Here is a 25123-nt window from a genome sequence, read left to right as displayed (position 1 = left end):
ATGCAGGACGGGACCGAAACGACCACCCGTCCGGCCGTGCTGATCCTGCTCGGGCCTCCGGGCGCGGGCAAGGGCACGCAGGCGCGGATGCTGGAGGAGCGCTTCGGCCTCGTCCAGCTCTCGACGGGGGATCTCTTGCGCGCGGCGGTGGCCGCAGGCACGCCCGCGGGCATGGCCGCCAAGGCGGTGATGGAGGCCGGCGGCCTCGTGTCCGACGAGATCGTGCTCGAGATCCTTGCCGAGCGGATGGCCCAGCCGGATGTGGCGCGCGGCATCATCCTTGACGGCTTTCCCCGCACCGCGGGGCAGGCTGCGGCCCTCGACGGGCTTCTCGGACGCACGGGCCAAAGGGTGACGGCCGCCATCAGCCTCGAGGTGGATGACGCGGCCATGGTCGAGCGTGTCTCGGGCCGCTTCACCTGCGCGGCCTGCGGCGAGGGCTATCACGACCACTTCAAGCAGGCTGCCGTGGCAGGAACCTGCGACAAGTGCGGAGGGACGGATTTCAGGCGCCGCCCCGACGACAACGCCGAAACCGTGGGAGCGCGGCTTGCCGCCTACCATGCGCAGACGGCGCCGCTGATCGCCTACTACGACGGCTGCGGCGTGCTGGAGCGGATCGACGCGATGGGAGCCATCGACGAGATCGCCCGGTCCCTCGGCCGGATCGTGGATCGCGTATCCGCGTGAAGAGGCCAGCGTCCCTCGAGGAGGTGGGACGCCGGCAGGGAGAAGAAACCTACAGGGAGAAGGTCCAATGGTGGACAGAACTGGTCATGTGACATCAGACCGGACGTCGTCGAATGCCTACTGGTCGGCGAACGTCCGCATCATCCTCATCTCGTTGGCGATCTGGTTCGCCTGCTCGTTCGGTCTCGGCATCCTCCTGCGCCCGGCGCTGGAAGGCATCATGGTGGGCGGCGCCGATCTGGGCTTCTGGTTCGCGCAGCAGGGGTCGATCTACGTCTTTCTCGTTCTGATCTTCGTCTATGCGTGGCTCATGAACCGGCTGGACCGCCAGTACGGCGTGGACGAGTAAGGGAGGCAGGAACGAATGGATCAATTCACCCTCAACCTGATCGTGGTTGGCATCACCTTCGCCATCTACATCGGGATCGCGGTCTGGGCCCGGGCGGGCTCCACCGCCGAGTTCTATGCGGCCGGCCAGGGCGTCCACCCCGTGGCGAACGGCATGGCGACCGGCGCCGACTGGATGTCGGCGGCGTCCTTCATCTCGATGGCCGGCATCATCGCGCTGGCCCCGGCGGGCGGCTACACGCAGTCGGCCTTCCTCATGGGCTGGACCGGCGGCTATGTGCTGCTGGCGCTGCTGCTGGCGCCCTACCTGCGCAAGTTCGGCAAGTTCACCGTGCCGGAATTCATCGGTGACCGCTTCTACTCGGGCGGTGCGCGCCTTCTGGCGGTGATCTGCCTCATCGTGATCTCGGTCACCTACGTGATCGGGCAGATGCGCGGCGTGGGCGTGACCTTCGGGCGCTTCCTCGAGATCTCGACCGACATGGGCCTCTATATCGGCGCGGCGATCGTCTTCGCCTATGCCGTGTTCGGCGGCATGAAGGGCATCACCTACACCCAGGTCGCCCAGTATGTCGTGCTGATCATCGCCTACACGATCCCGGCGATCTTCATCTCGCTCGCGCTGACCAACTCGTTCCTGCCGCAGCTGGGCCTGATCGGCAACTATGCCCCGGGCGGCGGCGACCAGGCGTTCCTGGCCAAGCTCGACCAGGTGGTGACCGAACTGGGCTTCACGGCCTATACCGCCGACACCACCAGCCAGCTGAACATGTTCCTGTTCACCATGTCGCTGATGATCGGCACCGCGGGCCTTCCGCACGTCATCATCCGCTTCTTCACCGTGCCGAAGGTGGCCGACGCCCGTTCGTCCGCGGGCTGGGCACTGGTCTTCATCGCGCTGCTCTACACCGTGGCCCCGGCCGTCGGCTCGATGGCGCGCCTGAACCTGACCACCACCATGTGGCCGAACGCCGTGGCCGGCAACGCGCTCGACGGCGACGCGATCTCGGTCGAGGCGATCCAGAACGACCCGCGCCTGAGCTGGGTGAAGACCTGGGAACAGACCGGCCTTCTCGTCATGGAAGACAAGAACGGCGACGGCATGATCCAGTACTACAACGAGGCCAACCCGGCGATGCAGGCCATCGCGGCCGAGCGTGGCTGGGTCGGCAACGAGGTCACCAAGATCGACAACGACATCATGGTGCTCGCCAACCCCGAGATCGCCGCTCTTCCGGGCTGGGTGATCGCGCTCGTGGCCGCCGGTGCGCTGGCTGCCGCCCTCTCGACCGCCGCGGGCCTCCTGCTCGCCATCTCGTCGGCGATCTCGCACGACCTCATCAAGGGCTCGATCAACCCCAACATCTCGGAAAAGGGCGAGCTTCTGGCCGCGCGGATCTCGATGACGGGTGCGATCGTGATCGCCACCTGGCTCGGCCTCAACCCGCCCGGCTTCGCCGCGCAGGTGGTGGCGCTGGCCTTCGGTCTGGCCGCCGCGACGATCTTCCCGGCGCTGATGATGGGGATCTTCTCCAAGCGCGTGAACAAGGAAGGCGCCATCCTCGGGATGCTCGTCGGCCTCGTCTTCACCGCGGTCTACATCTTCCTCTACAAGGGCTGGTTCTTCATCCCCGGCACCGCCACGTTCGAGGACGTGCCCGCCAACTACTTCTTCGGCATCTCGCCGCTGTCCATCGGGACCGTGGGTGCGCTGCTGAACTTCGGCGTGGCCTTCCTGGTGTCGGCCATCACCAAGGCGCCCCCGCGCGAAGTGGTGGACCTGGTCGAGAGCATCCGCATCCCGCGCGGTGCCGGCAAGGCCACGGCCCACTGAGATCAACGGTGCGCCCCCCGTCGGGGGCGCACCATCCAGGTGCAGTGTCGAGGAGCCTCATGGAAGACGTCCAGACCATCGTGAGCTTTCTGGAGACGGTGCATCCCTACGACAGCCTGCCGCAGGACGAGCTGGCGCGTGTCGCCGGTTGCTTCAGCCGCAGGGAAGTCGCCGCAGGCGAGACGGTCTATCGACACGGAGACCGGCTGGTCGGGCTCTATCTCGTCAAGCGTGGCGGGGTCGAGATCCTCGAACCGTCGGGCGACGTGATCTCGGTGCTCGGGCCGCGCAACTCGTTCGGCGAGCGGGGGCTCATGCGCGACGGCCGCGCGGCCACCACGGCGCAGGCCACGACGGACGGGGTGCTCCTGATGCTTCCCGGCGACGAGTTCCGGCGGCTCTTTGCCGCGTCGCCCGCCTTCGAGCGGTTCTTCACCCGGCGACGGACTCAAGGGTACCGCGCCTCCGACCTGACCACGCAGAAGGTGGCCGACCTGATGGCGCGCAAGCCCGTGACCTGCGGGCCGGCCGAGACGATCCGGGCCGCGGCGATGAAGATGCGCGACGCCGGCGTGTCCTCGCTGGGTGTCGTGGAGGGGCCGACCTTCCTCGGCATCGTGACCACGCGCGACATGACCAACAAGGTGGTGGCCGTGGGGCTCGATCCGTCCACTCCGGTGGCCGAGGTCATGACCCGCGATCCGATCGCCCTTCCGCCCGAGGCTCTTGGATCCGACATCCTTCATGTGATGCTCGAGCGGCGGATCGGCCATCTGCCGGTGATCGAGGAAGGCCGTCTGGTGGGCATGATCACCCAGACCGACCTGACCCGCTTCCAGGCCGTGTCCTCGGCCCAGCTCGTGCGGGATGCGGCCACGGCCGAGTCGCTGCCCGAACTGCAGGCCGTGACCTCGCGCATCCCCAAGCTGCTGGTCCAGCTGGTGGCGGGGCACAATTCGCATGAGGTGGTCACGCGCCTCATCACCGACATTTCCGACACGGTGACACGGCGCCTGCTGGCGCTGGCCGAAGCCCGGCTCGGGCCGCCGCCCGTGCCCTATTGCTGGTGCGCCTGCGGAAGCCAGGGCCGGCAGGAGCAGACGGGCGTCTCCGATCAGGACAACTGCCTGATCCTGTCCGACAAGACGCTTCCGGCCGATGACGCCTACTTCTCCGAATTGGCACGGCAGGTTTCGGACGGGCTGCACGCCTGCGGCTACATCCATTGCCCCGGCGACATGATGGCCACCAACCCGCGCTGGCGCCAGCGGCTTTCGGTCTGGCGGCAGTATTTCCTCGGCTGGATCGACCGGCCCGACCCGATGGCGCAGATGCTGTCGTCGGTGATGTTCGACCTGCGCCCGATCGGCGGCGACGAGGGCCTGTTCCATGAGCTGCAGGCCGACACGCTGGCCGTGGCGGCGAAGAACTCGATCTTCGTGGCCCACATGATCTCGAACTCGCTGAAGCACACGCCACCGCTGGGCCTGATCCGCGGCTTTGCCACCATCCGTTCGGGCGAGCACAAGAACCACATCGACCTGAAGCACAATGGCGTGGTGCCGGTGATCGACCTCGGCCGCGTCTATTCGCTGATCGGCCAGCTTGAGCCGGTGAACACCCGCGCGCGGCTGCAGGCGGCCGAGAATGCCGGCGTGATCTCGGTGTCGGGCGCGCGCGATCTGGTCGAGGCCTACGACATGATCGCCCAGATCCGGCTCGAGAACCAGGCACGGCTGATCCGGTCCGGCCGCAGCCCCGACAATTTCCTCGCGCCGTCGGACCTGTCGGATTTCGAACGCAGCCACCTGCGCGACGCCTTCGTGGTCGTCCGCACCATGCAATCCGCGCTGGGCTCGGCCCGCGGCGCGCGCACCTGAAGGCCCGAACCATGGTCATGGACCTCCTCGCTACCCTCGCCGCCGGAGCCGGTCTCGCCGGGATCGCACTGCTCCTGCGCCGGCTGAGCGGTCAGCGCCTGCCGAAATGGATCGTCCCGGCCGGGGCGGGGGCGGGGATGCTGCTCTTTTCGGTCTGGAACGAATACAGCTGGTATCCGCGCGTGACCGCCGCCCTGCCGTCCGAGGTCGTGGTGATCTCGGCGCCCCAGGACCGCGTGGGCATCCGTCCCTGGACGTTCCTCTTCCCGGTTGCCACCCGCTTCATGGCGCTGGACCGGACAGGGATGCTGCGGTCGGAGACCGACCCCGCCATCCGCCGCGCCGAGGTGGTGGTGGTGCAGCGGTGGCACAACACCCAGCGCGTGCCCATGGCCTTCGATTGCACGCGCCGGCGCACGGCAAATCTCGAGACCACGTCGGAGCTTCGGCCCGACGGCACCTTGACCGGCACCAGCTGGCTGTCGGTCCCGGACGACGACGAACTGCTGACAGCGGCCTGCAGGGAGGGGTGACATGGCCGACGGAGCCAGAAAGCGCCGGATCCTCGTGGTGGAGGACGAGGACAACATCGCCATCGCGCTCGACTATCTCATCACGCGCGAAGGCTACGAGCACGACCGGGTGGCAAGCGGGGCCGAGGCGCTCGGCCGCATCCGTGCCACCCATCCCGATCTCGTGCTGCTGGACGTGATGCTGCCCGAGGTCTCGGGCTACGAGATCTGTCAGGGCGTCCGGCTCGACCCGACGCTCGCCGACGTCAAGATCCTGATGATGACGGCGCGCGGGTCGGCCATCGAGCGCAAGAAGGGTCTGGCGCTCGGCGCGGACGGGTTCATCTCGAAGCCGTTCGAACTCAAGGCCCTGCGTGAGGAGGTCCGCCGGCTCCTGGGCGAAGGGGTCTGATCCATGCTCGATCGCCTCAACCTGCGCGTGCGGATCCTGCTCTTCTTCGCTGCGCTGGCAGTGGGGGCGAATGTGGCGGTGTCGATCGGCCTGTTCCTCGCCTATCGGCGCCTCAGCGCCCCCGAGCTGCTGCCCGCCTTCCAGCAGGTCGGCCTTGTGGCCGGGCTTGCGATCCTGGGCCTCGTCACCTGGATCTGGTATCTGTTCGATGCCAATGTGGCGCTGCCGATCATCCGGCTCGCCTCGAAGCTGCGGGCACGGGCCCATGCCGCCGTCGATGGCGCGATCGAAGAGCCGACGGCGCGCTACCTCGGCGATCTCGAGCCCGCCGCTTCGGCCACGGCCCTGACGCTGGCCGAGACGCGGAACGCCCTGGCCGAGTCCGTCGCGCGCGAGACGTCGCGCCTATCGTCCGAGAAGGCCCGGCTCGAGGCGCTGCTGTCCGATGTGCCGGTGGGGGTGCTGCTCTGTTCGGGCGACCACCAGCTCGTGTTCTACAACGGGCCGGCGACCGACCTGATGAACACGGCCGGCGCGCCGGGCCTCGACCGCAATCTCTTCGACTATCTGCGCGACGGGCCGATCCGCCACGCCCACCAGCGGCTCGTCGAGGCGGGCGACCCGGACGCGGCCTCGGACATCCTCTGCACGACAGTGGTGGGCGCGCGGGTGCTGGCCGCCCGGATGCGGCTGATCGGGGGCGAGACCACGAAGCCCGGCTATGTCCTCACGCTGCGCGACGTCACCTCGGCGCTTGCGTCCTACGCGCGTCGCGAGGCGCTGCTGGCCGAGGTGTTCGACCGGGTGCGGCGGCCGGCGGCCAACCTCCAGACGCTGTTCGAGGTGCTTCCGCCCGGCACCTGCCCGCCGCCGGATGTCGAGCGGGCGCTGCGGCAGGAAGTCGGCGGTCTCGCCGCCGCGATCACCGACCTCGGCGCCCGGCACGACGAGAGCCGGCACGACGGCTGGCCGCTGTCGATCACGCGCGCCTCGGATCTGCTCGACGGGCTGAGGGCGCGGATGGAACAGGCGGGCCTTTCGGCCGAGATCGGCGAAGCGCCGCTTCTTTTGCGCTGCAACGGGTTCGAGGTGATCGGTCTGGTGGCGACCCTGGCCGCCCGCGTCGCGGCCCGCCGCACCGGCAACCACTTCCGCGTGACCCTGACCGAGGACGGAACCGAGGCCATGCTGCGGCTGGTCTGGCAGGGCGCTCCGCTGCCCGTCGGCCTGCTCGAGGACTGGCTGGGCGAGCCGCTCGAACCGGGTGTGCCCGAGGTGACGGGCCGCACCGTGCTTTCCACCCACACGACCGAGATCTGGCCCGAACCTGCGGCTCCGGGAGAGAATGCGCTCTGCCTGCCCTTGCGCGCCGCCCGCCGTGCCGGCCGCCGCCCGCGTCCGATCCCGCGGGCCGTGGTCTATGATTTCGAGCTGCTCTCGAAGGCGCGGAACGAGAAGGTGGCCGAGGCGCGGCTCGAGGATCTGACCTATGTGGTCTTCGACACCGAGACCACCGGCCTCATGCCCTCGCAGGATGAGATCGTGCAGATCGCCGCCGTCCGCATCGTGAACGGCCGCCGCGTCGAGGCCGAGGTGTTCGACACGCTGGTCAATCCGCGCCGGCCGATTCCGCCTTCGTCCACCGAGGTCCACGGGATCACGGATGCGATGGTGGCCGACGCGCCGGACATGACCGAGGTCGGGCGGCAGTTCCACAAGTTCGCCGAAGGGGCGGTGCTCGTCGCCCACAATGCGCCCTTCGACATGGAGTTCCTCCGCCGGGCCGAGCTGCTGATCGACCGCCGCTTCGACAATCCGATCCTCGACACGGTGCTCCTGTCGGCGGTTCTCTTCGGGCAGACCGAGGTGCACAGCCTCGATGCGCTGGCGCACCGGCTGGGGATCACCATCCCGGAAGAGGCGCGCCACACGGCCATCGGCGACACGGTCGCGACGGCCGACGCCTTCCTGAAGCTGCTGCCGATGCTGCAGGGCCGGGGCTTCGAGACCTTCGGCGCCGTGCTCTCCGAGGTGCGCCGCCACGGACGGCTGCTCAAGGATCTGAACGAGGCCAATCTGACCGACGCCTGATCTCCGGCGCGCCCGGCCCTCAGGTGGCGGCGAACGGATCGGCCGGGTAGCCCACCCCGGTGAGATAGAGGCCCTGCGGCGGGCAGACCGGGCCGCAGGCGGCACGGTCGCGGGCCTCGAGCGCCTCCTTCACCCGATCCGGTGCCCAGGCGCCAGCGCCCACCCGCTCGAGCGTGCCCACGATCGAGCGGACCTGATTGTGCAGGAAGCTGCGCGCCCGCAGGCGGAAGCGGTATTCCACCCCGTTCGGCACCTCGACCGTCTCGAGCATCAGCTCATCCAGCGTCTTGACCGGCGAGGCCGCCTGACATCCGATCGCCCGGAAGGTGGTGAAGTCGTGCCGTCCCACGAGATGGGCCGCCGCCTCGCACATGGCGGCGCCATCGAGCGGATGCGGCACGCGCCAGACCCGGCCCCGGTCGTGCACCTCCGGCGCGCGGCGCGCGAGCAGCCGGAAGAGATAGCGCCGCTCGATCGCCGAGAAGCGGGCGTGAAAGTCCTCGCCCACCCGCGCCGCAGCGACAACCGCCACCGGCAGCGGCTTCAGATGGGCGTTGAGCGCCCCCGCCAGGCGGAACGGGTCCCAGTCCTTGCCGAGGTCGCAGTGGGCCACCTGGCCCGTGGCGTGAACGCCCGTATCGGTGCGCCCCGCCGCGGCAATCGTGTGGGGGCCGGGTTCAAGCCGCCCGAGCGCGGCCTCGACCGCGCCCTGCACCGAGGCCAGGACGGCCTGCCGCTGCCAGCCCGCGAACGGGGCACCGTCATACTCGATCTTCAGCGCATATCTCGGCATGACGCGCCCCCTAGCACCGCAGCCGCGCCCTGCCAAGGACGGGGTGCGCCGGTCATCCACGAAGCGCGAATGGCAGACGGCCGCCGATCCTGCGATCCGCCCCGGCGGATGCGGCCTGTTGGCACAGCGGCCCGTCACGCCTACATCCATCCCCAAGGGCCGCCTATCCTTGAAGCGGCACAAAGAGAGGCAGGCGCGTGGTTCTCCGCAGACTGACCGACGGTGTGGCGCGCGGAATCGAGGGCGCCGTCAGCACCGTCTCCGAAACCTTCTTCGAGCCGGTGATCCGGCTCGGCGTCACCGGCCTGTCGCGGGCGGGCAAGACCGTCTTCATCACCGGCCTTGTCGCGAACCTGCTGGACCGCGGGCGGATGCCGCAGTTGCGCGCCCACGCCGAAGGGCGCATCGACGCGGTCTTCCTGCAGCCCCAGCCCGACGACACGCTGCCGCGGTTCGATTTCGAGAACCATCTGGCCGCGATCCTGGGCGAGGATCCGCGCTGGCCCTCGTCCACGCGCTCGATCTCGGAGCTTCGGCTCTCGTTCCGGGTGCGGCCCTCGGGGATGATCTCGGGCCTGACCGGGCCGCGCACCGTCCATCTCGACATCGTGGATTATCCGGGAGAGTGGCTGCTCGACCTCGCGCTGATGGACAAGACCTATGCGCAATGGTCCGAGGAGACCCTTAAGCGGCTGTCGCTGCGCGAGGAAGCGCGCGATTTCATGGCGACCGCGCGCGCCGCGGACGGCTCGCTCCCGCTCGAGGAGGCGCAGGCGCAGGCGCTGGCGGCAAGCTTTACCGCCTATCTGCAGGCCGCGCGCCGGGCGGGCTGGTCGGATTGCACGCCGGGGCGGTTCCTGCTGCCGGGGGATCTGGCGGGCTCGCCGGTGCTGACCTTCGCACCGCTGCCGATGCCCGCCCAGACGTCCCGCACGAGCCTCTGGCGCGAGATGGGACGGCGCTACGAGAGCTACAAGGAGAACGTCGTCCGCCCCTTCTTCCGCGAGCATTTCTCGAAGATCGACCGGCAGGTGGTGCTGGTCGATGCGATGGGCGCGATCCATGCGGGGCCGCAGGCTCTCGAAGATCTGCGCCGCACGATGGCCGAGATCCTGACCGCCTTCCGTCCGGGTCGGAACTCGTTCCTCTCGACGCTGCTGCTGGGCCACCGGGTCGAGCGGATCCTGTTCGCGGCCACGATGGCCGACCATCTGCACCACACCCAGCACCCCAAGCTCACCGCGATCATGGAGGCGATGCTGCGCGAGGCCCGCGACCGGGCGGCCTTCGCGGGATCGCTGACGGCGGCCATGTCGCTCGCCTCGGTGCGCGCCACGGTCGAGGAGGAGGTGACACGCCACGGCGAGACGGTCGAGGCGGTGCGCGGGCGGCTTCTGTCGAGCGGGCGGCAGGTGGCGATGTATCCCGGCGAGCTACCCTCGGACCCCTCGCGGCTCCTCTCGCCCGCGCGCGAAGGGGTGCAACGCTGGCTCGACGCCGAATTCGCGCTGATGACCTTTGCGCCCGCGCGCGTGCTGCTCAAGCCCGGCGAGGGGCCGCCGCACATCCGGCTCGACCGCGCCGCCGAGTTCCTGATCGGGGACCGGCTGTGACCCGTTTCGACCGTCCGGCGGGGTGCCGGGCGGCCGTCCTTCATCCGCAGGGAGACAGGTCGTGAGCGACACGCCCCCGAAGAAACCGATGCTTCTCGACTGGGACACGCGCGAGGCGCCGCCGCCCGAGGCGCCGCGCATGGCCCGCCGTCCGCCACCGCCGCCCGAGACCGTCTCCGGGCCCACGCCGGCCGACGTGCCCCCGGTGCCCGACCTCGACCTGCCGCAGGGGCAGGCGATGCTGGCCGCAAGCCGGATCGCCACGGTCCGCACCTCGCGGCTGGGCCGCTTTGCGGGCTGGGTGTTCGGCACGCTGCTGGTGTTCGTGCTGTCGGTGGCGGCGGTGGATTTCGTCACCTCGCTCCTGACGCGCAACAGCCTGCTGGGGGCGGCGGCCTTCGTGCTGATCGGCACCGCCGTCGTCACCGGCCTTGCGCTCGCGCTGCGCGAATGGTGGGCCTATGTCCGGCTCGAGCGGCTCGACAGCCTGCGCGAGTCCGCGATCGCCGCCCGCGCCTCGGGCGATCTGAAGGCCGCCCGCCGCGTGGTGGGGGCGCTCGAGAAGATGTATGGCCACCGGCCCGACCTGCGCTGGGGCCGCGCGCGGCTGTCCGAGCGGCAGGCCGAGGTCTTCGACGTCGACGGGCTGCTGGGGCTGGCCGAGAACGAGCTTCTGGTCTCGCTCGACCAGAGCGCGCGGCGCGAGATCGAGGCGGCCGCGCGGCAGGTGGCGGCGGTCACCGCGCTGGTGCCGCTGGCGCTGGCCGATGTGGCGACGGCGCTTTATGCCAACCTCCGCATGGTGCGCCGCATCGCCGAGATCTACGGCGGGCGCTCGGGCAGCTTCGGCAGCGTGCGCCTGTTGCGCCGGGTCTTCACCTCGCTGATCGCGGCGGGGGCGGTGGCCATGACCGACGACCTGCTCCACTCGGTCGCGGGCGGGGGGGTTCTCTCCAAGGTCTCGCGCCGCTTCGGCGAGGGGATGGTGAACGGCGCCCTGACCGCGCGTGTGGGCGTGGCCGCGATGGAGTTGTGCCGCCCGCTGCCCTTCCATGCCGCGCCGCGCCCCAAGGTCACGAACCTCATCAGCCGCAGCCTTACGGGCCTCTTCGACAGGTGAGGCTCCGCGCCACTGGACCGGCCCTCGGGGCGCGTCTATAAGCCAGCCATGAGGCATCGCATCGCGATCATCGCCCGAATTACCGGCCCGGCGTCCTGACTTCAGGCGCCGGGTGACGACGTTTGCGCGGCGCCAAGGCCCGGGGGGCCGCGCCCGATCCCGCACATTCCCAAAGGACCGCATCCGATGTCCGCCGACACGACCACCGTTCCCGACTACAAGGACACCGTCTTCCTGCCCGAGACCGACTTCCCGATGCGCGCGGGCCTGCCCCAGCGCGAGCCGGAATGGCTGGCGCGCTGGGAACAGATCGGGATCTACGACCGCCTGCGCGAGAAGACCGGCCGCAAGCCCTTCACGCTGCACGACGGCCCTCCCTATGCCAACGGGCACCTGCATATCGGGCACGCGCTGAACAAGACGATCAAGGACATGATCGTGCGCTCGCACCAGATGATGGGCTTTGACGCGCGCTATGTGCCGGGCTGGGATTGCCACGGGCTGCCGATCGAATGGAAGATCGAGGAGCAGTATCGTGCCAAGGGACTGAACAAGGACGATGTGGATGTGGTGGCCTTCCGGCAGGAGTGCCGGAAGTTCGCCGAGGGCTGGGTGCAGATCCAGCGCGAGGAGTTCAAGCGGCTGGGCGTGACCGGCAACTGGGCCGACCCCTACCTGACGATGGACTTCCATGCCGAGGCGGTCATCGCCGAGGAATTCATGAAGTTCCTGATGAACGGCACGCTCTATCAGGGCTCCAAGCCCGTGATGTGGAGCCCGGTCGAGAAGACCGCACTGGCCGAGGCCGAGGTCGAATATCACGACCATACCTCGCACCAGATCTGGGTGAAGTTCCCGGTCGTGGCGGCGGGCGCCTTCCCCGAGGCCGAAGCCTGCCTGCAGACCGAGGCGCTGGCGGCCTCGGTCGTGATCTGGACCACGACGCCCTGGACCATTCCGCAGAACCGCGCCGTGGCCTTCAACCGCGAGATCGCCTACGGCCTCTACCGCATCGAGGCGGTGGCCGAGAATGCTGCCGCGAAGGTGGGCGAGACGGTGATCGTGGCCGACAAGCTGTCGGAGGGCATCTTCAAGTCGGCCCGGATCGAGGGCGCCACGCGGCTGCGCGCCGTCTCGTCCGACGAGCTGCAGGGCTTCGTGCTGGCCCATCCGTTCCGGGGCCTCGAAGGCTCGGCGGGCGAGTGGGATTTCGACGTGCCGATGCTGCCGGGCGAGCATGTCACCGACGATGCGGGAACGGGCTTCGTCCATACCGCGCCCTCGCACGGCGACGACGACTATCAACTGGGCCTGAAGTTCGGCCTGCCCATGACCTACAACGTGCTCGAGGACGGCTCCTACCGGGCGGACCTGCCGCTCTTCGGCGGGCAGGTCATCATCACGCCCGAGGGCAAGGAAGGCCCCGCCAACGTCGAGGTCATCAAGGCGCTGGCCCGCGCGGGTGCGCTCTTCGCCAAGGGCAAGCTCAAGCATTCCTACCCGCATTCCTGGCGCTCGAAGGCGCCGCTGATCTACCGCAACACGCCGCAATGGTTCGTGGCCATCGACCATCCGCTCGACGACGGGATGGGCGAGCATGGCGACACGATCCGCAAGCGCGCGCTGCGCTCGATCGAGGAGCTGGTGAAGTTCACGCCGATCTCGGGCCGCAACCGCCTCCATTCCATGATGGAGACGCGGCCCGACTGGGTGCTGAGCCGCCAGCGCGCCTGGGGCGTGCCGCTCACCTGCTTCGTGAAGAAGGGGGCGAAGCCCACCGACCCGGATTTCCTGCTGAAGGACCCGGCCGTCAACGCCCGCATCTCCGCCGCCTTCGAGGCCGAGGGCGCGGACGTCTGGTATCGCGAGGGCTTCAAGGCCGAGGTGCTGGGCGGGCTCCACGATCCCGAGGCCTATGAGCAGATCTTCGACGTGCTCGACGTCTGGTTCGACAGCGGCTCGACCCATGCCTTCGTGCTGCGCGACCGGCCCGACGGCACCGAGGACGGCATCGCCGACGTCTATATGGAGGGCACCGACCAGCACCGCGGCTGGTTCCACTCCTCGATGCTGCAGGCCTGCGGCACCAAGGGGCGCGCGCCCTACCGGGGCGTCGTGACCCACGGCTTCACGCTGGACGAGAAGGGCATGAAGATGTCCAAGTCGCTCGGCAACACCGTGGTCCCGCAGGAGGTGATCGACCAGTATGGCGCCGACATCCTGCGGCTCTGGGTGGCGCAGGCCGATTTCACGGTCGATCAGCGCATCGGCAAGGAGATCCTGAAGGGCACCGCCGACAGCTACCGCCGCCTGCGCAACACGCTGCGCTACATGCTGGGCGCGCTCGGCGGTTTCTCCGAGGCCGAGCGCGTGGCCCCCGCCGACATGCCCGAGCTGGAACGCTGGGTGCTGCACCGGCTGGCCGAACTCGATACCGAGGTGCGGCGCGGCTATGCCGCCTACGACTTCCAGGGCGTGTTCCAGAAGCTCTTCACCTTCTGCACCAGCGACCTCTCGGCCTTCTACTTCGACATCCGCAAGGATGCGCTCTATTGCGACGCGGCCACCAGCCTCCGCCGCCGCTCGGCGCGCACGGTGATGGACCTGCTGTTCCACCGGCTGACCACCTGGTTCGCGCCGATCCTCGTCTTCACGATGGAGGATGTCTGGCTGTCGCGCTTCCCCGGTGCGGACAGCTCGATCCACCTGCAGGACATGCCGGATACGCCCGCCGACTGGCGCGACGAGCCGCTGGCCGCGAAGTGGGCCACGCTGCGGCAGGTGCGGCGCGTGGTGACGGCCGCGCTCGAGGTGCAGCGGACGGCCAAGGTGATCGGGGCCAGCCTCGAGGCCGCGCCGGTCGTCCATGTGCGCGAGCCCGAGGTGCTGTCGGCGCTGAAGTCGGTCGATTTCGCCGAGGTCTGCATCACGTCCGACCTGGCGCTGACCGGCGATCCGATGCCGGCCGAGGCCTTCCGCCTGCCCGAGGTTCAGGGCGTGGGCGTGGTCTTCGAGCGCGCCGAGGGCGCCAAGTGCGAGCGGTGCTGGCAGTATCTGCCGGACGTGGGCACTCACAGGCATCCGGGCACCTGCGCCCGCTGCAACGAGGTCCTCGGCTGAGCCGATTCCGGCGGATCTGACCCGGGGCGAGGCAGGTGCCCTCGCCCCCCAGTCAGGATCGCGCACTGGCCGTCGGGCGGACGGCAGAAGATTGTTCTGCGGACGGTGCGGATGAGCCTTCCTGTCCTTCTGGCGGTCCTTTGCGCGGCCTTCCTCCATGCCGGGTGGAACGCGATCATCAAGGTCGGCACCTCGAAGGTCTCGGCCATGGTCATCCTGTCGGTGGCCGAGGTGCCGATCGGGCTGGCGGTGGCCGTCACACGGCCCTGGCCTGCGGCGGAGGTCTGGCCGTGGGTCCTCGCGGCGGGCTGCTGCCATTTTGCCTACAAGTCCTTCCTGACCTTCGCCTACGAGCATGGCGACCTGAGCCGCGTCTATCCGATCGCGCGCGGAGCCGCGCCGATGGTCGTGGCGCTGGTGGGGGCAGCCACGCTCCCCGATGTGGTGAGCGCGGGGCAGTATGCGGGGATCGCGGTCCTCGGGGCCGGGATACTCCTCATGGCGCGCGGCGTCTTCACCTCGGGCGAGGAGCGGAGGCTCCTGCCGCTCGCGCTCGGGTCGGCGGCGGCGACGGCCTGCTACACGATGATCGACGGGCTGGGTGCGCGGGTCTCGGGGGATGCGGTGGCCTATGTGGCCTGGGTCTTCGTGGCGGACGGGATCCTGTTCGGCGTGGGGATGGTGGCCTGGAAGGGACGGGCGCTCCTGCGCGTTGACCGCAAGGCCTGGGCCGCCGGTACCCTGGCCTGTGCCGCGTCCTACGGGGCCTATGCGATCTCGATCTGGGCCATGACGGTCGCCCCCATCGCCGTGGTGGCGGCGTTGCGCGAGACCTCGATCCTCTTTGCGGTCCTGATCGGCTGGCTGGTCTTCGGCGAACGGATGACGCGGGACAAGGCGGTGGCCGCGGGCCTCATCGTGGCGGGCGTGATGCTCACGCGGCTCTGATTGCGCCTCGCGACGCGTCCCGCTGGCGCCCGCACAGGGCCGCGCCCTCCTGTGCAGCGTCCAGCCGCTGTGGGCCAGAGCGCGCCTGTTTCGACCGGCCTCAGGCCTTCGCGCGGGACGGGATGATCTGCTGCGCCACGCCCGCGAGCACGAGATAGACGGAGGTCACGACGAGGCCCCAGTGCGCCCAGCTTTCCTCGTTGAACTCGACCCAGGCGGCCCAAGCGGCGAAGAAGACCCAGGCCGCCGCGACCGGCAGCGAGACCATGCGCCAGCGCGCCGTCCGCACCGGATGGATGAACTTGAGGTTGGTGAACATGGCGAGCGTCAGCGCCAGCACGATCCCGAGGATCGTCCATTCTCCCGGCGAGATGGCGAAGAGCACGAGCACCACCATGTTCCAGCAGGCGGGAAAGCCCGCAAAGGAATAATCCTTGGTCTTCATGCGGGTATCGACGAAATAGATCGCCGAGCCATAGACGATCACGATGATGACCAGCCAACCCGTCCATCCCGTCAGCAGCCCCGACTTGAAGAGCGCATAGGCGGGTATGAAGACATAGGTGAGATAGTCGATGATGAGATCCAGCACCACGCCGTCGTAGGTCGGCCAGTTGGTCTTGACGTCATAGCGGCGGGCGAGCGGACCATCGATCCCGTCCACGAACAACGCCACGACGAGCCAGAGGAACATCAGGCTCCACTCTTCCTCGACCGCCGCCAGCATGGCGAGCATCGAGAGCACGGCCCCCGTGGCGGTCAGCAGGTGAACGGACAGGGCTTTGAGGCGTGCATTCATCTGTCCCTCATGCCGCATCCGAAGCCATGAGGCAAGGTGGGAGGCCCCGGTGCGACACGTCCGCCCACAGGCGCAAGGCGCTTGTGGCACGGCGCGAGGGGGTGCCGCCCTCGGGGGCATCGAACCCCCTCAGGCGGCGCTGCCGCGGCTGCGGGCCGCCCGAGGGTCACTCGCCGCGGGGGAAGCGCTTGCTCTCCTCCAGGATGTTCAGATCCATGTGGTTGCGCATGTAACGCTCGGAGGCCTTCTGCAGCGGCTGATAGTCCCACGGATAGTAGCCGCCCTGCCGCAGAGCCTCATAGACCACCCACCGCCGGGCCTGACTCTCCCGCACCGCCGCGTCGAAGGCGGCGAGATCCCACCGCGCCTCGGACAGCGCCCGGAGCCGGGCCAGCGTCCCGGCATGGGCGGGATCGGACGCAAGGTTCGTCCGCTCGGCAGGGTCGGCCTCAAGGTCGAACAGCTGCTCGGGATCGGCGAGGCACCGGACATGCTTCCACCGCCCGTCCCGGATCGCGACGAGAGGCGTCACCGACCCTTCGGCGGCATATTCCATCAGCACCGGCTCGGGACGCCCGGAGCCCTGCGCCAGCGGCACGAGACTGACCCCGTCGGTCCAGGGCGCGATCTCGCCCATGTCGATCCCCGCGAGCGCGCAGAGCGTGGGCGTCACGTCGATGGTCGAAACCGGCGCGTCGATCCGGCCCGCCGGCAGGCCCGGAGCCGCCATCATCAGCGGCACCCGGGCCGAGCCCTCGTGGAAGCTCATCTTGAACCACAGGCCGCGCTCGCCCAGCATCTCTCCGTGGTCCGAGACGAAGACCACGATCGCCTCCTGCCGCGAGGCGTCGAGCACCGCGAGGATCTCGCCGATCTTGTCGTCAATGTAGGAGATGTTGGCGAAATAGCCCTGACGCGCCCGGCGCACATGGTCGCGCGTGATCTCGAACGCGCCGAAATCGCAGGCGTCCATCAGGCGCTGCGAGTGGCTGTCCTGCTGGGCGTAGGGGATCGGCTCGGGCGGCTCGAGCATCGGATGATCCTCGTAGAGATCCCAGTATTTCCGCCGCGCCACGAACGGATCGTGGGGATGGGTGAAGCTGACCGTCAGGCACCAGGGCCGCGGATCGGCGCCGCGCGACAGGTCGTAGAGCTTCTGGATCGCCTGATGCGCCACGTCATCGTCATATTCGAGCTGGTTGGTGATCTCGGCCACACCGGCGCCGGTCACGGAGCCCAGGTTGTGATACCACCAGTCGATCCGCTCGCCCGGCTTGCGGTAGTCCGGCGTCCAGCCGAAATCGGCCGGGTAGATGTCGGTGGTCAACCGCTCCTCGAACCCGTGGAGCTGGTCGGGGCCCACGAAATGCATCTTGCCCGAAAGGGTCGTCTGGTAGCCCGCGCGCCGCAGATGGTGGGCAAAGGTCGGGATGTCCGAGGCGAATTCGGCCGCATTGTCATAGACGCGGGTCCGCGAGGGCAGCTGGCCGGACATGAAGGAGGCGCGGGCGGGCGCGCAGAGCGGGCTGGCCGTGTAGCTGTTCGCGAACCGCGTCGATCGCTCGGCCAGCCGCTTCAGGTTCGGCGCGTGCAGCCAGTCGGCCGGCCCGTCGGGGAAGAGCGTCCCGTTGAGCTGATCGACCATCAGGATGAGGATGTTGGGCTTTGTCATGAAGGGCCTTCCTGGACTGTCTCGGGAACTCCTGCCCCGCCTCGGCAGGACCGTCTGTTCCGCAGGCGACCTGTTGGCGCCGGCTTCACCGCACCCGGACGGCCCTGCCCGCCCTGGCGGGTGCCCTATCCGGGGACAGCCGGAAGGTCGGGACGAGAGCCTGCCGCTCGATCGACCCCGCCTTTCCATGCCAAAGGGCGGGCTTGCGCCCGCCCTTTGGCTGCCGAGGACGGATCCTCAGGCGATCGAGATGTTCGTCGCCGATTCGCGGCCGTCGCGGCCCGACTCGATGTCGAAGGTCACGGCCTGGCCGTCGTTGAGGGCGCGGATGCCGGCGCGCTCGAGGGCGGTGATGTGGACGAACACGTCCTTCTTGCCGCCTTCAGGGGCGATGAAGCCGTAGCCCTTGGTGGCGTTGAACCATTTCACGGTGCCTTTGGCCATCGTGTTGTCTCCTGTTCATGTGCCGCCCGCGGAAGTGCGGCGGCTCGGCTCAGTCAGGGCAAGATCGAAGGACTGTTGCCGGCGAGGGAGACAGTGGTCGATAAAGATAACGTCGCGGCCGGAATTATGACAAAATATTCGCCGCGTTCAACAGGAATTGCGAGGTCTGGCAGAAGGTCGCTGGTGCGTCGCATTGGCAGCGGCGAAGGCAGGCGCTAGGCTCGCCGCAAAAGACAGTCTGGAGGCTGAGAATGACCTGGGGAACATTGATGAGCCGCGCCCACGGAATGTGCGAGTTCTGCGGCGGCATGGACGACTGCCTGCCGGTCGAGGTCGAAGGAGCGGGTGAAATGCTCGTCTGCGCCGTCTGCGACAGCGATCCGCCGGTCGAGCATTGGCGCTGCCTGGAGGCGGCCTCGCGGTCGGATGTCCCCGAGGTTCAGGTTGCGGTCTGGCGCAAGCTGGGCGCGATCGAAACCCCGTGGGCGGCCGAGATCAGGTCGCGGATGACGCTTCTGCCCGAAGCGCAGGCGCTGGTCTGAGGGGTTCAGGCCCGGACCGGATCCGGGCCACTCCCCTGCCCCGCTCAGATGCGTCCGGTGAGGACGAGGACCAGCACGATCAGGACGACGACCCCGACGGCGCCCGAGGGGCCATAGCCCCAGGTGCGGGAATAGCCCCAGTTGGGCAATGCGCCGATCAGAATCAGGATCAGGATGATCAGCAGAATGGTCGAAACCGTCATGGCGTCCTCTCTGGCCGGGGCTGTTTTCCGGCCAACGCCCTCACGCCGCACCGGTTCCGGGGCGTCGCGACGCATTCACGTTGTTGAATGTGGCGGCGAGGCCTGTTAGGCTGGCATTCTCAACCCTGTCAAGGAATGGCCCGATGACCCTCGATCGCATGGTGATGCTCTTTGCCGGCTGCATGGTGCTTGTGAGCGTCCTGCTCACCCTGCTCGTCTCGCCGCTCTTCGTCTGGTTCACGGTCTTCATCGGACTGAACCTGATCCAGTCCTCCTTCACCGGCTTCTGCCCCGCGGCCATCGCCTTCCGCAGGATGGGCGTCCGGACCGGCTGCGCCTTCGAATAGGACTCGCTGACGCCGGCCCCGGCGGATGGCTTTCGGCTTCGGGGGAGGCGCCTCAGGGCAGGCGGCGCGGCTCGAGCATCTTCAGCCGGTCGCCCATCTGCGTGTTGATGTCCCCCATCGAATCAAGCGCCTCCTGCGTCCGGCGCGCCCGCTCGTTGAAGGGCGAGGTGCGCCGGCCGAGATCATTCACCGCCCCATCGGGGATCTGGGTCTTGTCCTGCGGCGGCACGGTCCGGACGCGCTGGCGCTGAAGCGCCTCGGCCTGTTCGCGGTGCTTGCAGATCAGATAGTCGAGCGTCAGATCGTCGTCGGTGCGCAGCGGCGTGCCCTTCGACTTGACGCAGGCTGCCTGCGCCGCCCCCGGAAGGGCGAGCGCCAGAGCCGCGGCAAGGAAGAGCCGCCGCGCCGTCATCGGGTGAACTTCTTGTATTTCACCCGGTGCGGCTCGACCGAGTCGGGGCCGAGACGGCGGATCTTGTCTTCCTCATAGGCCTCGAAGTTGCCCTCGAACCATTCCACATGCGCATCCCCCTCGAAGGCGAGGATATGCGTGCAGAGCCGGTCGAGGAAGAAACGATCGTGCGAGATGATGATCGCCGAGCCCGCGAAATCGTCGATCGCCGCTTCCAGCGCCTGCAGCGTTTCCACGTCGAGGTCGTTGGTCGGTTCGTCCAGGAGCAGCACGTTGCCGTTCGAGCGCAGAAGCTTGGCCATGTGAACGCGGTTGCGCTCGCCGCCCGACAGCAGGCCCACCTTCTTCTGCTGGTCGGTGCCCTTGAAGTTGAAGGCGCCGCAATAGGCGCGGCTGTTCATCTCGAAGTCGCCGAGGTGGATCACCTCCAGCCCGTCCGAGATCTCTTCCCACACCGTCTTGTTCGGGTCGAGCGCGTCGCGGCTCTGGTCCACATAGGACAGCTGCACCGTGTCGCCCACGGTGATCGTGCCGGAATCCGGCGGCTCCTGCCCGGTCAGCATCTTGAAGAGCGTGGACTTGCCGGCGCCGTTCGGACCGATCACGCCCACGACACCGCCCGGCGGGATCGAGAAGGACAGGTTCTCGATCAGGAGCTTGTCGCCCATGTGCTTGGTCAGGTTCTCGACCTCGATCACCTTGCCGCCCAGACGCTCGCCGTTCGGAATGATGATCTGCGCGGTCGAGATCCGCTCGCGCACCGACTGGCCGGCCAGTTCGTTGTACTTCTGGATCCGCGCCTTCTGCTTGGCCTGCCGCGCCTTGGCGCCCGAGCGGATCCAGTCCAGTTCGCGCTGCAGGACCTTCTGCTTGGCCTTGTCCTCGCGCGCTTCCTGCACCATCCGCTTGGCCTTCTGCTCCAGCCACGAGGAATAGTTGCCCTCGTAGGGCACGCCGCGGCCGCGGTCGAGTTCCAGGATCCAGCCGGTGATGTCGTCGAGGAAGTAGCGGTCGTGGGTCACGATCAGGATCGTGCCCTTGTAGTCGATCAGGTGCTGCTGCAGCCAGGCGATCGATTCCGCGTCGAGGTGGTTGGTCGGTTCGTCCAGAAGCAGCATGTCGGGCGCTTCCAGCAGCAGCTTGCAGAGCGCCACCCGGCGCCGCTCGCCGCCCGAGAGGGCCTCCACGTCGGCATCATCCGGCGGGCAGCGCAGCGCCTCCATGGCGATGTCGACCTGGCTGTCGAGATCCCACAGGTTCTGCGAGTCGATCAGGTCCTGCAGCTGGGCCATCTCGTCCGCGGTCTCGTCCGAGTAGTTCATGGCCAACTCGTTGTAGCGATCGAGGATCGCCCGCTTGGCCGCCACGCCCTCCATCACGTTGCCGCGCACGTTCAGCGCCGGATCGAGCTGCGGCTCCTGCGCAAGGTAGCCAACGCGCGCGCCCTTGGCGGCCCAGGCCTCGCCTTTGAAGTCGGTGTCCATGCCGGCCATGATGCGCAGCAGCGTGGACTTGCCCGAGCCGTTCACGCCGACGACGCCGATCTTCACGCCCGGCAGGAAGTTCAGGTGGACGTTCTCGAAGCACTTCTTGCCGCCCGGATAGGTCTTCGAGACCCCCTCCATGTGGTAGACGTATTGGTACGAGGCCATGCCAACTCTCCAGATCGCGGTTTGGCGGCCCTTTTACCGATTGCGCTGGACAAGCACAACGCGAGGATGGTTTCAGGTCGCGGACTTGTGGGGGAGGTGCCGGTGCAGGGCTGGCCGGTGGCGCGGAAGGGCATGGTCGTGGGGCTGCTGGGGGGATCGTTCGATCCGCCGCACGCGGGCCATGTCCACATCAGCCTCGAGGCGCTGAAGCGGTTCCGGCTGGACCGGGTCTGGTGGCTGGTCTCGCCCGGCAATCCGCTGAAGCCCCGCCCGCCCGCGCCGCTGCCCGCGCGCCTGGCCGAGGCGCGGCGCCTGATGCGCCATCCGCGGGTGGTGGTGACGGACATCGAGGCGCGCCTCGGCACCCGTTTCACCGCCGAGACGCTGGCCGCGCTGCGGGCGCGCTATCCCGGGGTGCGTTTCGTCTGGCTGATGGGGGCGGACAACCTTGCCCAGTTCCACCGCTGGGACCGCTGGCAAGGCATCATGCGGACGGTGCCGGTGGGGGTTCTGGCCCGCCCCGGCGCGGGGCTCCGCTCGCGCACGAGCCCCGCGGCGCGCATCTATGCGCGCGCGCGGGTGGGGGCGGCGGATCTCGCCGCCGCGCGGCCGCCCGCCTGGTGCTTCCTGAACCTGCCGATGGTGGATCTCTCCTCGACCGCGATCCGCGCCACCGGCCGCTGGCGCTAGGCCAGCCGCGCCACCAGCGTGATCTCGGCGGTGAACAGCTTCGACACGGGACAGTTGGCTTTTGCCGTCTCCGCCGCCTCGCGGAAGGCCGCCTCGTCCGCGCCGGGAATCGTTGCGCTCAGATCGAGATGGACCGCCGTGATGGCAAAGCCGTCGCCCTGCTTCTCCAGCGAGACGGTGGCGGTGGTCTCGATCCGGTCGGCCACCATGCCCTTCTCGCCCAGCACGTTCGACAGCGCCATCGAGAAGCAGCCGGCATGGGCCGCGCCGATCAGCTCTTCGGGGTTTGTGCCGGGGCCGTCCTCGAACCGGGTGTTGAAGCCATAGCGCGCGTCCGACAGCACGCCCGACTGGGTGCTGACCGTGCCCTGGCCGCTCTTCAGGTCGCCCGTCCAGACCGCTGAACCCTTGCGTTTCATGGTGCCCTCCGTTCTCCCGGGGCAGGCTCGCCCCACGGGCCAACGGCAGCCCTGCGCAACGGTTCCACGAGGCACCCCGCCGACCGGCCCCGAACCGGAGGTCACCACCGTCCGCGGCAGCGCCGCCCGAGGGGGCTCGATGCCCCCGAGGGCGGCTCCCCCGCCCGGCTCAGGCGGCCAGCGCCCCCGAGAGACCCCGGTCGATCAGCGCCACGGTCTCCTCCACGCCGTAAAGCGCGATGAACCCGCCGAACCGCGGCCCTTCCGAGGCCCCCAGCAACACCTCATAGAGCGCCTTGAACCAGTCGCGCAGCGGCTCGAACCCGTGCTCGCGGCCCACGGCAAAGACCAGCGACTGAAGCGCCTCGGCGTCGAGCCCGCCCTCCCAGGCCACCAGCCGGTCGCGCAGGTCGGCGATCGCCGCGCGCTCGGCTTCGGTCGGCAGACGGTAGACCCGCTTCGGCGCCACGAAATCGTGGAAGTAGCGCACCGCGAACCCGGCCGCCGCGTCGAGGTCGGGATGCGTTTCGGGGCTGGCCTCGGGCGCGTAACGCCTGATGAAGCCCCAGAGCCCCTCCTTGTCGTGGGCCTGCGCGACCGAGGCGAGGTTCAAGAGCATCGCAAAGCTCACCACCATCTTCGATTCCGGCGGACGGCCCTGGTGGATGTGCCAGACCGGGTTGTCGATCTGCTTGGCCACCTCCTGCGTGGGATAGGCCCGCAGCTGCTGGTGATATTCGTCCACCGCCTTCGGGATCACGTCGAAATGCATCCGCTTGGCGGTCTTGGGCTTGAGGAACATGAAATAGCTGAGGCTTTCCGTCGAGGCGTAGCTCAGCCACTCGTCGATCGTCAGCCCGTTGCCCTTCGACTTCGAGATCTTCTCGCCCTTGTCGTCGAGGAACAGCTCATAGGTGAAATGCTCGGGCTTGCGGCCGCCCAGCACCTCGCAGATCCCGTCATAGATCGGCGTGTTGGTGGAGTGGTCCTTGCCATACATCTCGAAGTCCACGTCGAGCGCCGCCCAGCGGGCGCCGAAGTCGGGCTTCCACTGCAGCTTCACGTTGCCGCCCGTCACCGGCAGCGTCATCTCGGTGCCGTCCTCGTCGTCGAAGGTGATGGTGCCATCCTTCGCATTCACCTCCTTCAGCGGCACATAGAGCACGCGCCCCGTGGTGGGCGAGATCGGCAGGAAGATCGAATAGGTCTGCTGGCGCTCCTCACGCAAGGACGCCATCATGATCTCCATCAGCCGGTCGTAACGTTCGCAGGCGCGCAGCAGCACCGCGTCGAACTGGCCCGATCGGTAGAAGTCGGTGGCCGAGATGAACTCGTATTCGAACCCGAACGTGTCGAGGAAACGCCGCAGCATGGCGTTGTTGTGGTGGCCGAAGCTCTCGTATTCGCCGAACGGGTCGGGGACCGAGGTCAGCGGCCGCTGCAGGTTCTCGCGCAGCATGTCGCCGTTCGGCACGTTGTCGGGCACCTTGCGCATGCCGTCCATGTCGTCCGAGAAGCAGATGAGCCGCGTGGGAATGTCCGAGATCGCCTCGAATGCGCGGCGGATCATCGTGGTGCGCGCCACCTCGCCGAAGGTGCCGATGTGCGGCAGGCCCGAGGGGCCGTAGCCGGTCTCGAACAGCACATAGCCCTTTTCAGGTGCCTTGCCCTTGAAGCGTGCGAGAATCCGGCGGGCCTCTTCGAAGGGCCAGGCTTTCGACGTCATCGCGGCATCGCGGAGCGCGGACATGGGCGGCATTCCTCGGCAGGCGGGCGACCCCGTGCCGCCCGAACCCCCGTCCTCTATTGCCGGTGGGCCAGCGCGTCAATAACGCGGGACGGCCGAGCCCGCGGCCACCCCCCGCGGCAAACCGGCCGTGACGGGGCGGCCGCGGGACAGGCCGCCTCGCCTGAGGCGCGAGACCCGGACCACCCTGCCCCGCTGACGCCTCCGTGATCGCGCAGGCCCCGACTTGCCGGACGCGGAGGCGATCCATATTGTGCGCCGCGACATGGACTTCAGGATGCGCACCTTGGCCGATACACTCCCCTCGCTCAGCCCTCAGGATGCCCTCGTGGCCATCATGATCGCCGTCTCCTTCTCGGACGAGACGGTGCGGACGGTCGAGCTGATCGCCATCGAGCGCATCGTCACCCATCTGCCCATCTTCGCCAATTACGACGGAGACAGGATCCGTCCCATCGCACAGACGATCATCGACCTCTTCGAGGAGGATGAGGGCCTCGACGCCCTGTTCGGCCTGATCCGGGCGGCGCTGGAAGAGCGGCTTCACGAGACCGCATATGCGCTCGCCTGCGACGTGGCGGCGGCGGACGGGACGCTCGGCCAGCCGGAACTCCGCATGCTCGAGGAAATCCGCAACGAGCTGGACATCGACCGGTTGCACGCCGCGGCCATCGAACGCGGAGCCCGGGCCCGGCACATGCTGGTCTGAGAGCGGGAACCGTCGCGCCTTCGGTGCGCGTCGCCGGGGGCTGTCTGCCCCCGGCCGCCCCGGCGGGGCGGCTCCCCGAGGATATTTGGGCAGAGTGAAGGACGAAAGACGTTGCGCGGCGGCTCG

General features: G+C 68.6%; 24 protein-coding genes. 15 read left to right on the top strand and 9 right to left on the bottom strand.

Annotation, left to right across the window (positions count from 1 at the left end; genetic code table 11):
- From LV780_RS02240 to LV780_RS02210, 7 genes are all read left to right on the top strand, one after another.
- Positions 1-690 carry an adenylate kinase gene (locus LV780_RS02240; RefSeq protein ID WP_011907565.1) on the top strand — a complete coding sequence of 230 codons (690 nt, stop codon included), beginning with the start codon at positions 1-3 and terminating at the stop codon, positions 688-690.
- Positions 691-757: 67 nt separating this feature from the next.
- On the top strand, positions 758-1039 hold the full coding sequence (locus LV780_RS02235; protein ID WP_011907564.1) for a DUF4212 domain-containing protein: 282 nt from the start codon (positions 758-760) through the stop codon (positions 1037-1039).
- A 15-nt stretch (positions 1040-1054) separates the two neighbouring features.
- The gene (locus LV780_RS02230; RefSeq protein ID WP_011907563.1) at positions 1055-2872 is read left to right on the top strand and encodes a sodium:solute symporter family protein; all 1818 of its coding nucleotides are present in this window, start codon (positions 1055-1057) and stop codon (positions 2870-2872) included.
- A 59-nt stretch (positions 2873-2931) separates the two neighbouring features.
- On the top strand, positions 2932-4752 hold the full coding sequence (locus LV780_RS02225) for a DUF294 nucleotidyltransferase-like domain-containing protein (RefSeq protein WP_011907562.1): 1821 nt from the start codon (positions 2932-2934) through the stop codon (positions 4750-4752).
- A gap of 17 nt (positions 4753-4769) precedes the next feature.
- Complete coding sequence (locus LV780_RS02220; protein WP_233863869.1) at positions 4770-5285, top strand: hypothetical protein; 516 nt, start codon at positions 4770-4772, stop codon at positions 5283-5285.
- A 1-nt stretch (position 5286) separates the two neighbouring features.
- A complete protein-coding gene (locus tag LV780_RS02215) occupies positions 5287-5676 on the top strand; it encodes a response regulator transcription factor (protein WP_011907560.1) in 390 nt (129 codons plus the stop codon).
- Between the two features lie 3 nt (positions 5677-5679).
- Positions 5680-7767, top strand: coding sequence for a 3'-5' exonuclease (locus LV780_RS02210; protein ID WP_011907559.1), 2088 nt, complete (start codon positions 5680-5682; stop codon positions 7765-7767).
- 19 nt (positions 7768-7786) lie between these two features.
- Here the strand turns inward: LV780_RS02210 and truA are convergent, their stop codons facing one another.
- Entirely contained in the window at positions 7787-8560 is a 774-nt protein-coding gene (truA, locus tag LV780_RS02205) for a tRNA pseudouridine(38-40) synthase TruA (protein ID WP_108221595.1), read from the bottom strand.
- A 197-nt stretch (positions 8561-8757) separates the two neighbouring features.
- On the opposite strand from truA, the gene LV780_RS02200 reads away from it, so the two are divergent.
- The 4 genes from LV780_RS02200 to LV780_RS02185 all read left to right on the top strand — a co-directional run bounded on the left by LV780_RS02200 (position 8758) and on the right by LV780_RS02185 (position 15361).
- On the top strand, positions 8758-10173 hold the full coding sequence (locus LV780_RS02200; protein WP_011907557.1) for a YcjX family GTP-binding protein: 1416 nt from the start codon (positions 8758-8760) through the stop codon (positions 10171-10173).
- A 61-nt stretch (positions 10174-10234) separates the two neighbouring features.
- Positions 10235-11293, top strand: coding sequence for a YcjF family protein (locus LV780_RS02195; RefSeq protein WP_108221597.1), 1059 nt, complete (start codon positions 10235-10237; stop codon positions 11291-11293).
- A gap of 186 nt (positions 11294-11479) precedes the next feature.
- On the top strand, positions 11480-14413 hold the full coding sequence (ileS, locus tag LV780_RS02190; RefSeq protein WP_108221599.1) for an isoleucine--tRNA ligase: 2934 nt from the start codon (positions 11480-11482) through the stop codon (positions 14411-14413).
- Between the two features lie 111 nt (positions 14414-14524).
- A complete protein-coding gene (locus LV780_RS02185) occupies positions 14525-15361 on the top strand; it encodes an EamA family transporter (protein ID WP_044247779.1) in 837 nt (278 codons plus the stop codon).
- A gap of 100 nt (positions 15362-15461) precedes the next feature.
- On the opposite strand, the gene LV780_RS02180 is transcribed toward LV780_RS02185, so the two are convergent.
- From LV780_RS02180 to LV780_RS02170, 3 genes are all read right to left on the bottom strand, one after another.
- Entirely contained in the window at positions 15462-16178 is a 717-nt protein-coding gene (locus LV780_RS02180; RefSeq protein ID WP_044247777.1) for a CDP-alcohol phosphatidyltransferase family protein, read from the bottom strand.
- A 148-nt stretch (positions 16179-16326) separates the two neighbouring features.
- A complete protein-coding gene (betC, locus tag LV780_RS02175; RefSeq protein ID WP_011907552.1) occupies positions 16327-17832 on the bottom strand; it encodes a choline-sulfatase in 1506 nt (501 codons plus the stop codon).
- Positions 17833-18069: 237 nt separating this feature from the next.
- Positions 18070-18276, bottom strand: a complete 207-nt coding sequence (locus LV780_RS02170; RefSeq protein WP_002720759.1) for a cold-shock protein — start codon at positions 18274-18276, stop codon at positions 18070-18072.
- Positions 18277-18527: 251 nt separating this feature from the next.
- Here LV780_RS02170 and LV780_RS02165 point away from each other — a divergent pair, with 251 nt between their 5' ends.
- Positions 18528-18818 carry a hypothetical protein gene (locus tag LV780_RS02165; RefSeq protein WP_108221601.1) on the top strand — a complete coding sequence of 97 codons (291 nt, stop codon included), beginning with the start codon at positions 18528-18530 and terminating at the stop codon, positions 18816-18818.
- Between the two features lie 44 nt (positions 18819-18862).
- Here the strand turns inward: LV780_RS02165 and LV780_RS02160 are convergent, their stop codons facing one another.
- A complete protein-coding gene (locus LV780_RS02160; protein ID WP_011907550.1) occupies positions 18863-19021 on the bottom strand; it encodes a DUF3309 family protein in 159 nt (52 codons plus the stop codon).
- 143 nt (positions 19022-19164) lie between these two features.
- Here LV780_RS02160 and LV780_RS02155 point away from each other — a divergent pair, with 143 nt between their 5' ends.
- Complete coding sequence (locus LV780_RS02155) at positions 19165-19368, top strand: YgaP family membrane protein (RefSeq protein WP_011907549.1); 204 nt, start codon at positions 19165-19167, stop codon at positions 19366-19368.
- 52 nt (positions 19369-19420) lie between these two features.
- Here LV780_RS02155 and LV780_RS02150 read toward each other — a convergent pair whose 3' ends face one another.
- Both LV780_RS02150 and ettA read right to left on the bottom strand, forming a co-directional pair.
- Complete coding sequence (locus LV780_RS02150; protein ID WP_101339511.1) at positions 19421-19780, bottom strand: hypothetical protein; 360 nt, start codon at positions 19778-19780, stop codon at positions 19421-19423.
- The gene (ettA, locus tag LV780_RS02145) at positions 19777-21432 is read right to left on the bottom strand and encodes an energy-dependent translational throttle protein EttA (RefSeq protein WP_108221603.1); all 1656 of its coding nucleotides are present in this window, start codon (positions 21430-21432) and stop codon (positions 19777-19779) included. Before ettA ends, LV780_RS02150 begins: the two co-directional genes overlap by 4 nt.
- Positions 21433-21564: 132 nt before the next feature.
- Between ettA and LV780_RS02140 the strand changes: the two genes are divergently transcribed.
- Positions 21565-22122, top strand: coding sequence for a nicotinate-nucleotide adenylyltransferase (locus LV780_RS02140; protein ID WP_044248546.1), 558 nt, complete (start codon positions 21565-21567; stop codon positions 22120-22122).
- Here LV780_RS02140 and LV780_RS02135 read toward each other — a convergent pair.
- Entirely contained in the window at positions 22119-22541 is a 423-nt protein-coding gene (locus tag LV780_RS02135; RefSeq protein ID WP_011907545.1) for an OsmC family protein, read from the bottom strand. The genes LV780_RS02140 and LV780_RS02135 overlap by 4 nt on opposite strands.
- Before the next feature lie 169 nt (positions 22542-22710).
- Positions 22711-24291, bottom strand: a complete 1581-nt coding sequence (locus LV780_RS02130; protein WP_108221605.1) for a lysine--tRNA ligase — start codon at positions 24289-24291, stop codon at positions 22711-22713.
- 274 nt (positions 24292-24565) lie between these two features.
- Here LV780_RS02130 and LV780_RS02125 point away from each other — a divergent pair, with 274 nt between their 5' ends.
- A complete protein-coding gene (locus tag LV780_RS02125; protein ID WP_407647905.1) occupies positions 24566-24997 on the top strand; it encodes a tellurite resistance TerB family protein in 432 nt (143 codons plus the stop codon).
- The last annotated feature ends 126 nt before the right edge of the window (positions 24998-25123 follow it).

The organism is Cereibacter azotoformans, assembly GCF_021391315.1.
In the GTDB taxonomy this organism is placed as follows: domain Bacteria; phylum Pseudomonadota; class Alphaproteobacteria; order Rhodobacterales; family Rhodobacteraceae; genus Cereibacter_A; species Cereibacter_A azotoformans.
The sequence above is the reverse complement of the archived record's forward strand: the minus strand, read 5'-3'. Positions and strand labels throughout refer to the sequence as shown.

What these genes read in the sequence shown, in the direction of transcription:
- LV780_RS02240 (WP_011907565.1), top strand. Translation starts at nt 1, where the DNA reads ATGCAGGACGGGACCGAAACGACCACCCGTCCGGCCGTGCTGATCCTG.
- LV780_RS02235 (WP_011907564.1), top strand. Translation starts at nt 758, where the DNA reads ATGGTGGACAGAACTGGTCATGTGACATCAGACCGGACGTCGTCGAAT.
- LV780_RS02230 (WP_011907563.1), top strand. Translation starts at nt 1,055, where the DNA reads ATGGATCAATTCACCCTCAACCTGATCGTGGTTGGCATCACCTTCGCC.
- LV780_RS02225 (WP_011907562.1), top strand. Translation starts at nt 2,932, where the DNA reads ATGGAAGACGTCCAGACCATCGTGAGCTTTCTGGAGACGGTGCATCCC.
- LV780_RS02220 (WP_233863869.1), top strand. Translation starts at nt 4,770, where the DNA reads ATGGACCTCCTCGCTACCCTCGCCGCCGGAGCCGGTCTCGCCGGGATC.
- LV780_RS02215 (WP_011907560.1), top strand. Translation starts at nt 5,287, where the DNA reads ATGGCCGACGGAGCCAGAAAGCGCCGGATCCTCGTGGTGGAGGACGAG.
- LV780_RS02210 (WP_011907559.1), top strand. Translation starts at nt 5,680, where the DNA reads ATGCTCGATCGCCTCAACCTGCGCGTGCGGATCCTGCTCTTCTTCGCT.
- truA (WP_108221595.1), bottom strand. Translation starts at nt 8,560, where the DNA reads ATGCCGAGATATGCGCTGAAGATCGAGTATGACGGTGCCCCGTTCGCG.
- ileS (WP_108221599.1), top strand. Translation starts at nt 11,480, where the DNA reads ATGTCCGCCGACACGACCACCGTTCCCGACTACAAGGACACCGTCTTC.
- LV780_RS02185 (WP_044247779.1), top strand. Translation starts at nt 14,525, where the DNA reads ATGAGCCTTCCTGTCCTTCTGGCGGTCCTTTGCGCGGCCTTCCTCCAT.
- LV780_RS02180 (WP_044247777.1), bottom strand. Translation starts at nt 16,178, where the DNA reads ATGCGGCATGAGGGACAGATGAATGCACGCCTCAAAGCCCTGTCCGTT.
- betC (WP_011907552.1), bottom strand. Translation starts at nt 17,832, where the DNA reads ATGACAAAGCCCAACATCCTCATCCTGATGGTCGATCAGCTCAACGGG.
- LV780_RS02170 (WP_002720759.1), bottom strand. Translation starts at nt 18,276, where the DNA reads ATGGCCAAAGGCACCGTGAAATGGTTCAACGCCACCAAGGGCTACGGC.
- LV780_RS02165 (WP_108221601.1), top strand. Translation starts at nt 18,528, where the DNA reads ATGACCTGGGGAACATTGATGAGCCGCGCCCACGGAATGTGCGAGTTC.
- LV780_RS02160 (WP_011907550.1), bottom strand. Translation starts at nt 19,021, where the DNA reads ATGACGGTTTCGACCATTCTGCTGATCATCCTGATCCTGATTCTGATC.
- LV780_RS02155 (WP_011907549.1), top strand. Translation starts at nt 19,165, where the DNA reads ATGACCCTCGATCGCATGGTGATGCTCTTTGCCGGCTGCATGGTGCTT.
- LV780_RS02150 (WP_101339511.1), bottom strand. Translation starts at nt 19,780, where the DNA reads ATGACGGCGCGGCGGCTCTTCCTTGCCGCGGCTCTGGCGCTCGCCCTT.
- ettA (WP_108221603.1), bottom strand. Translation starts at nt 21,432, where the DNA reads ATGGCCTCGTACCAATACGTCTACCACATGGAGGGGGTCTCGAAGACC.
- LV780_RS02140 (WP_044248546.1), top strand. Translation starts at nt 21,565, where the DNA reads ATGGTCGTGGGGCTGCTGGGGGGATCGTTCGATCCGCCGCACGCGGGC.
- LV780_RS02135 (WP_011907545.1), bottom strand. Translation starts at nt 22,541, where the DNA reads ATGAAACGCAAGGGTTCAGCGGTCTGGACGGGCGACCTGAAGAGCGGC.
- LV780_RS02130 (WP_108221605.1), bottom strand. Translation starts at nt 24,291, where the DNA reads ATGTCCGCGCTCCGCGATGCCGCGATGACGTCGAAAGCCTGGCCCTTC.
- LV780_RS02125 (WP_407647905.1), top strand. Translation starts at nt 24,566, where the DNA reads ATGCGCACCTTGGCCGATACACTCCCCTCGCTCAGCCCTCAGGATGCC.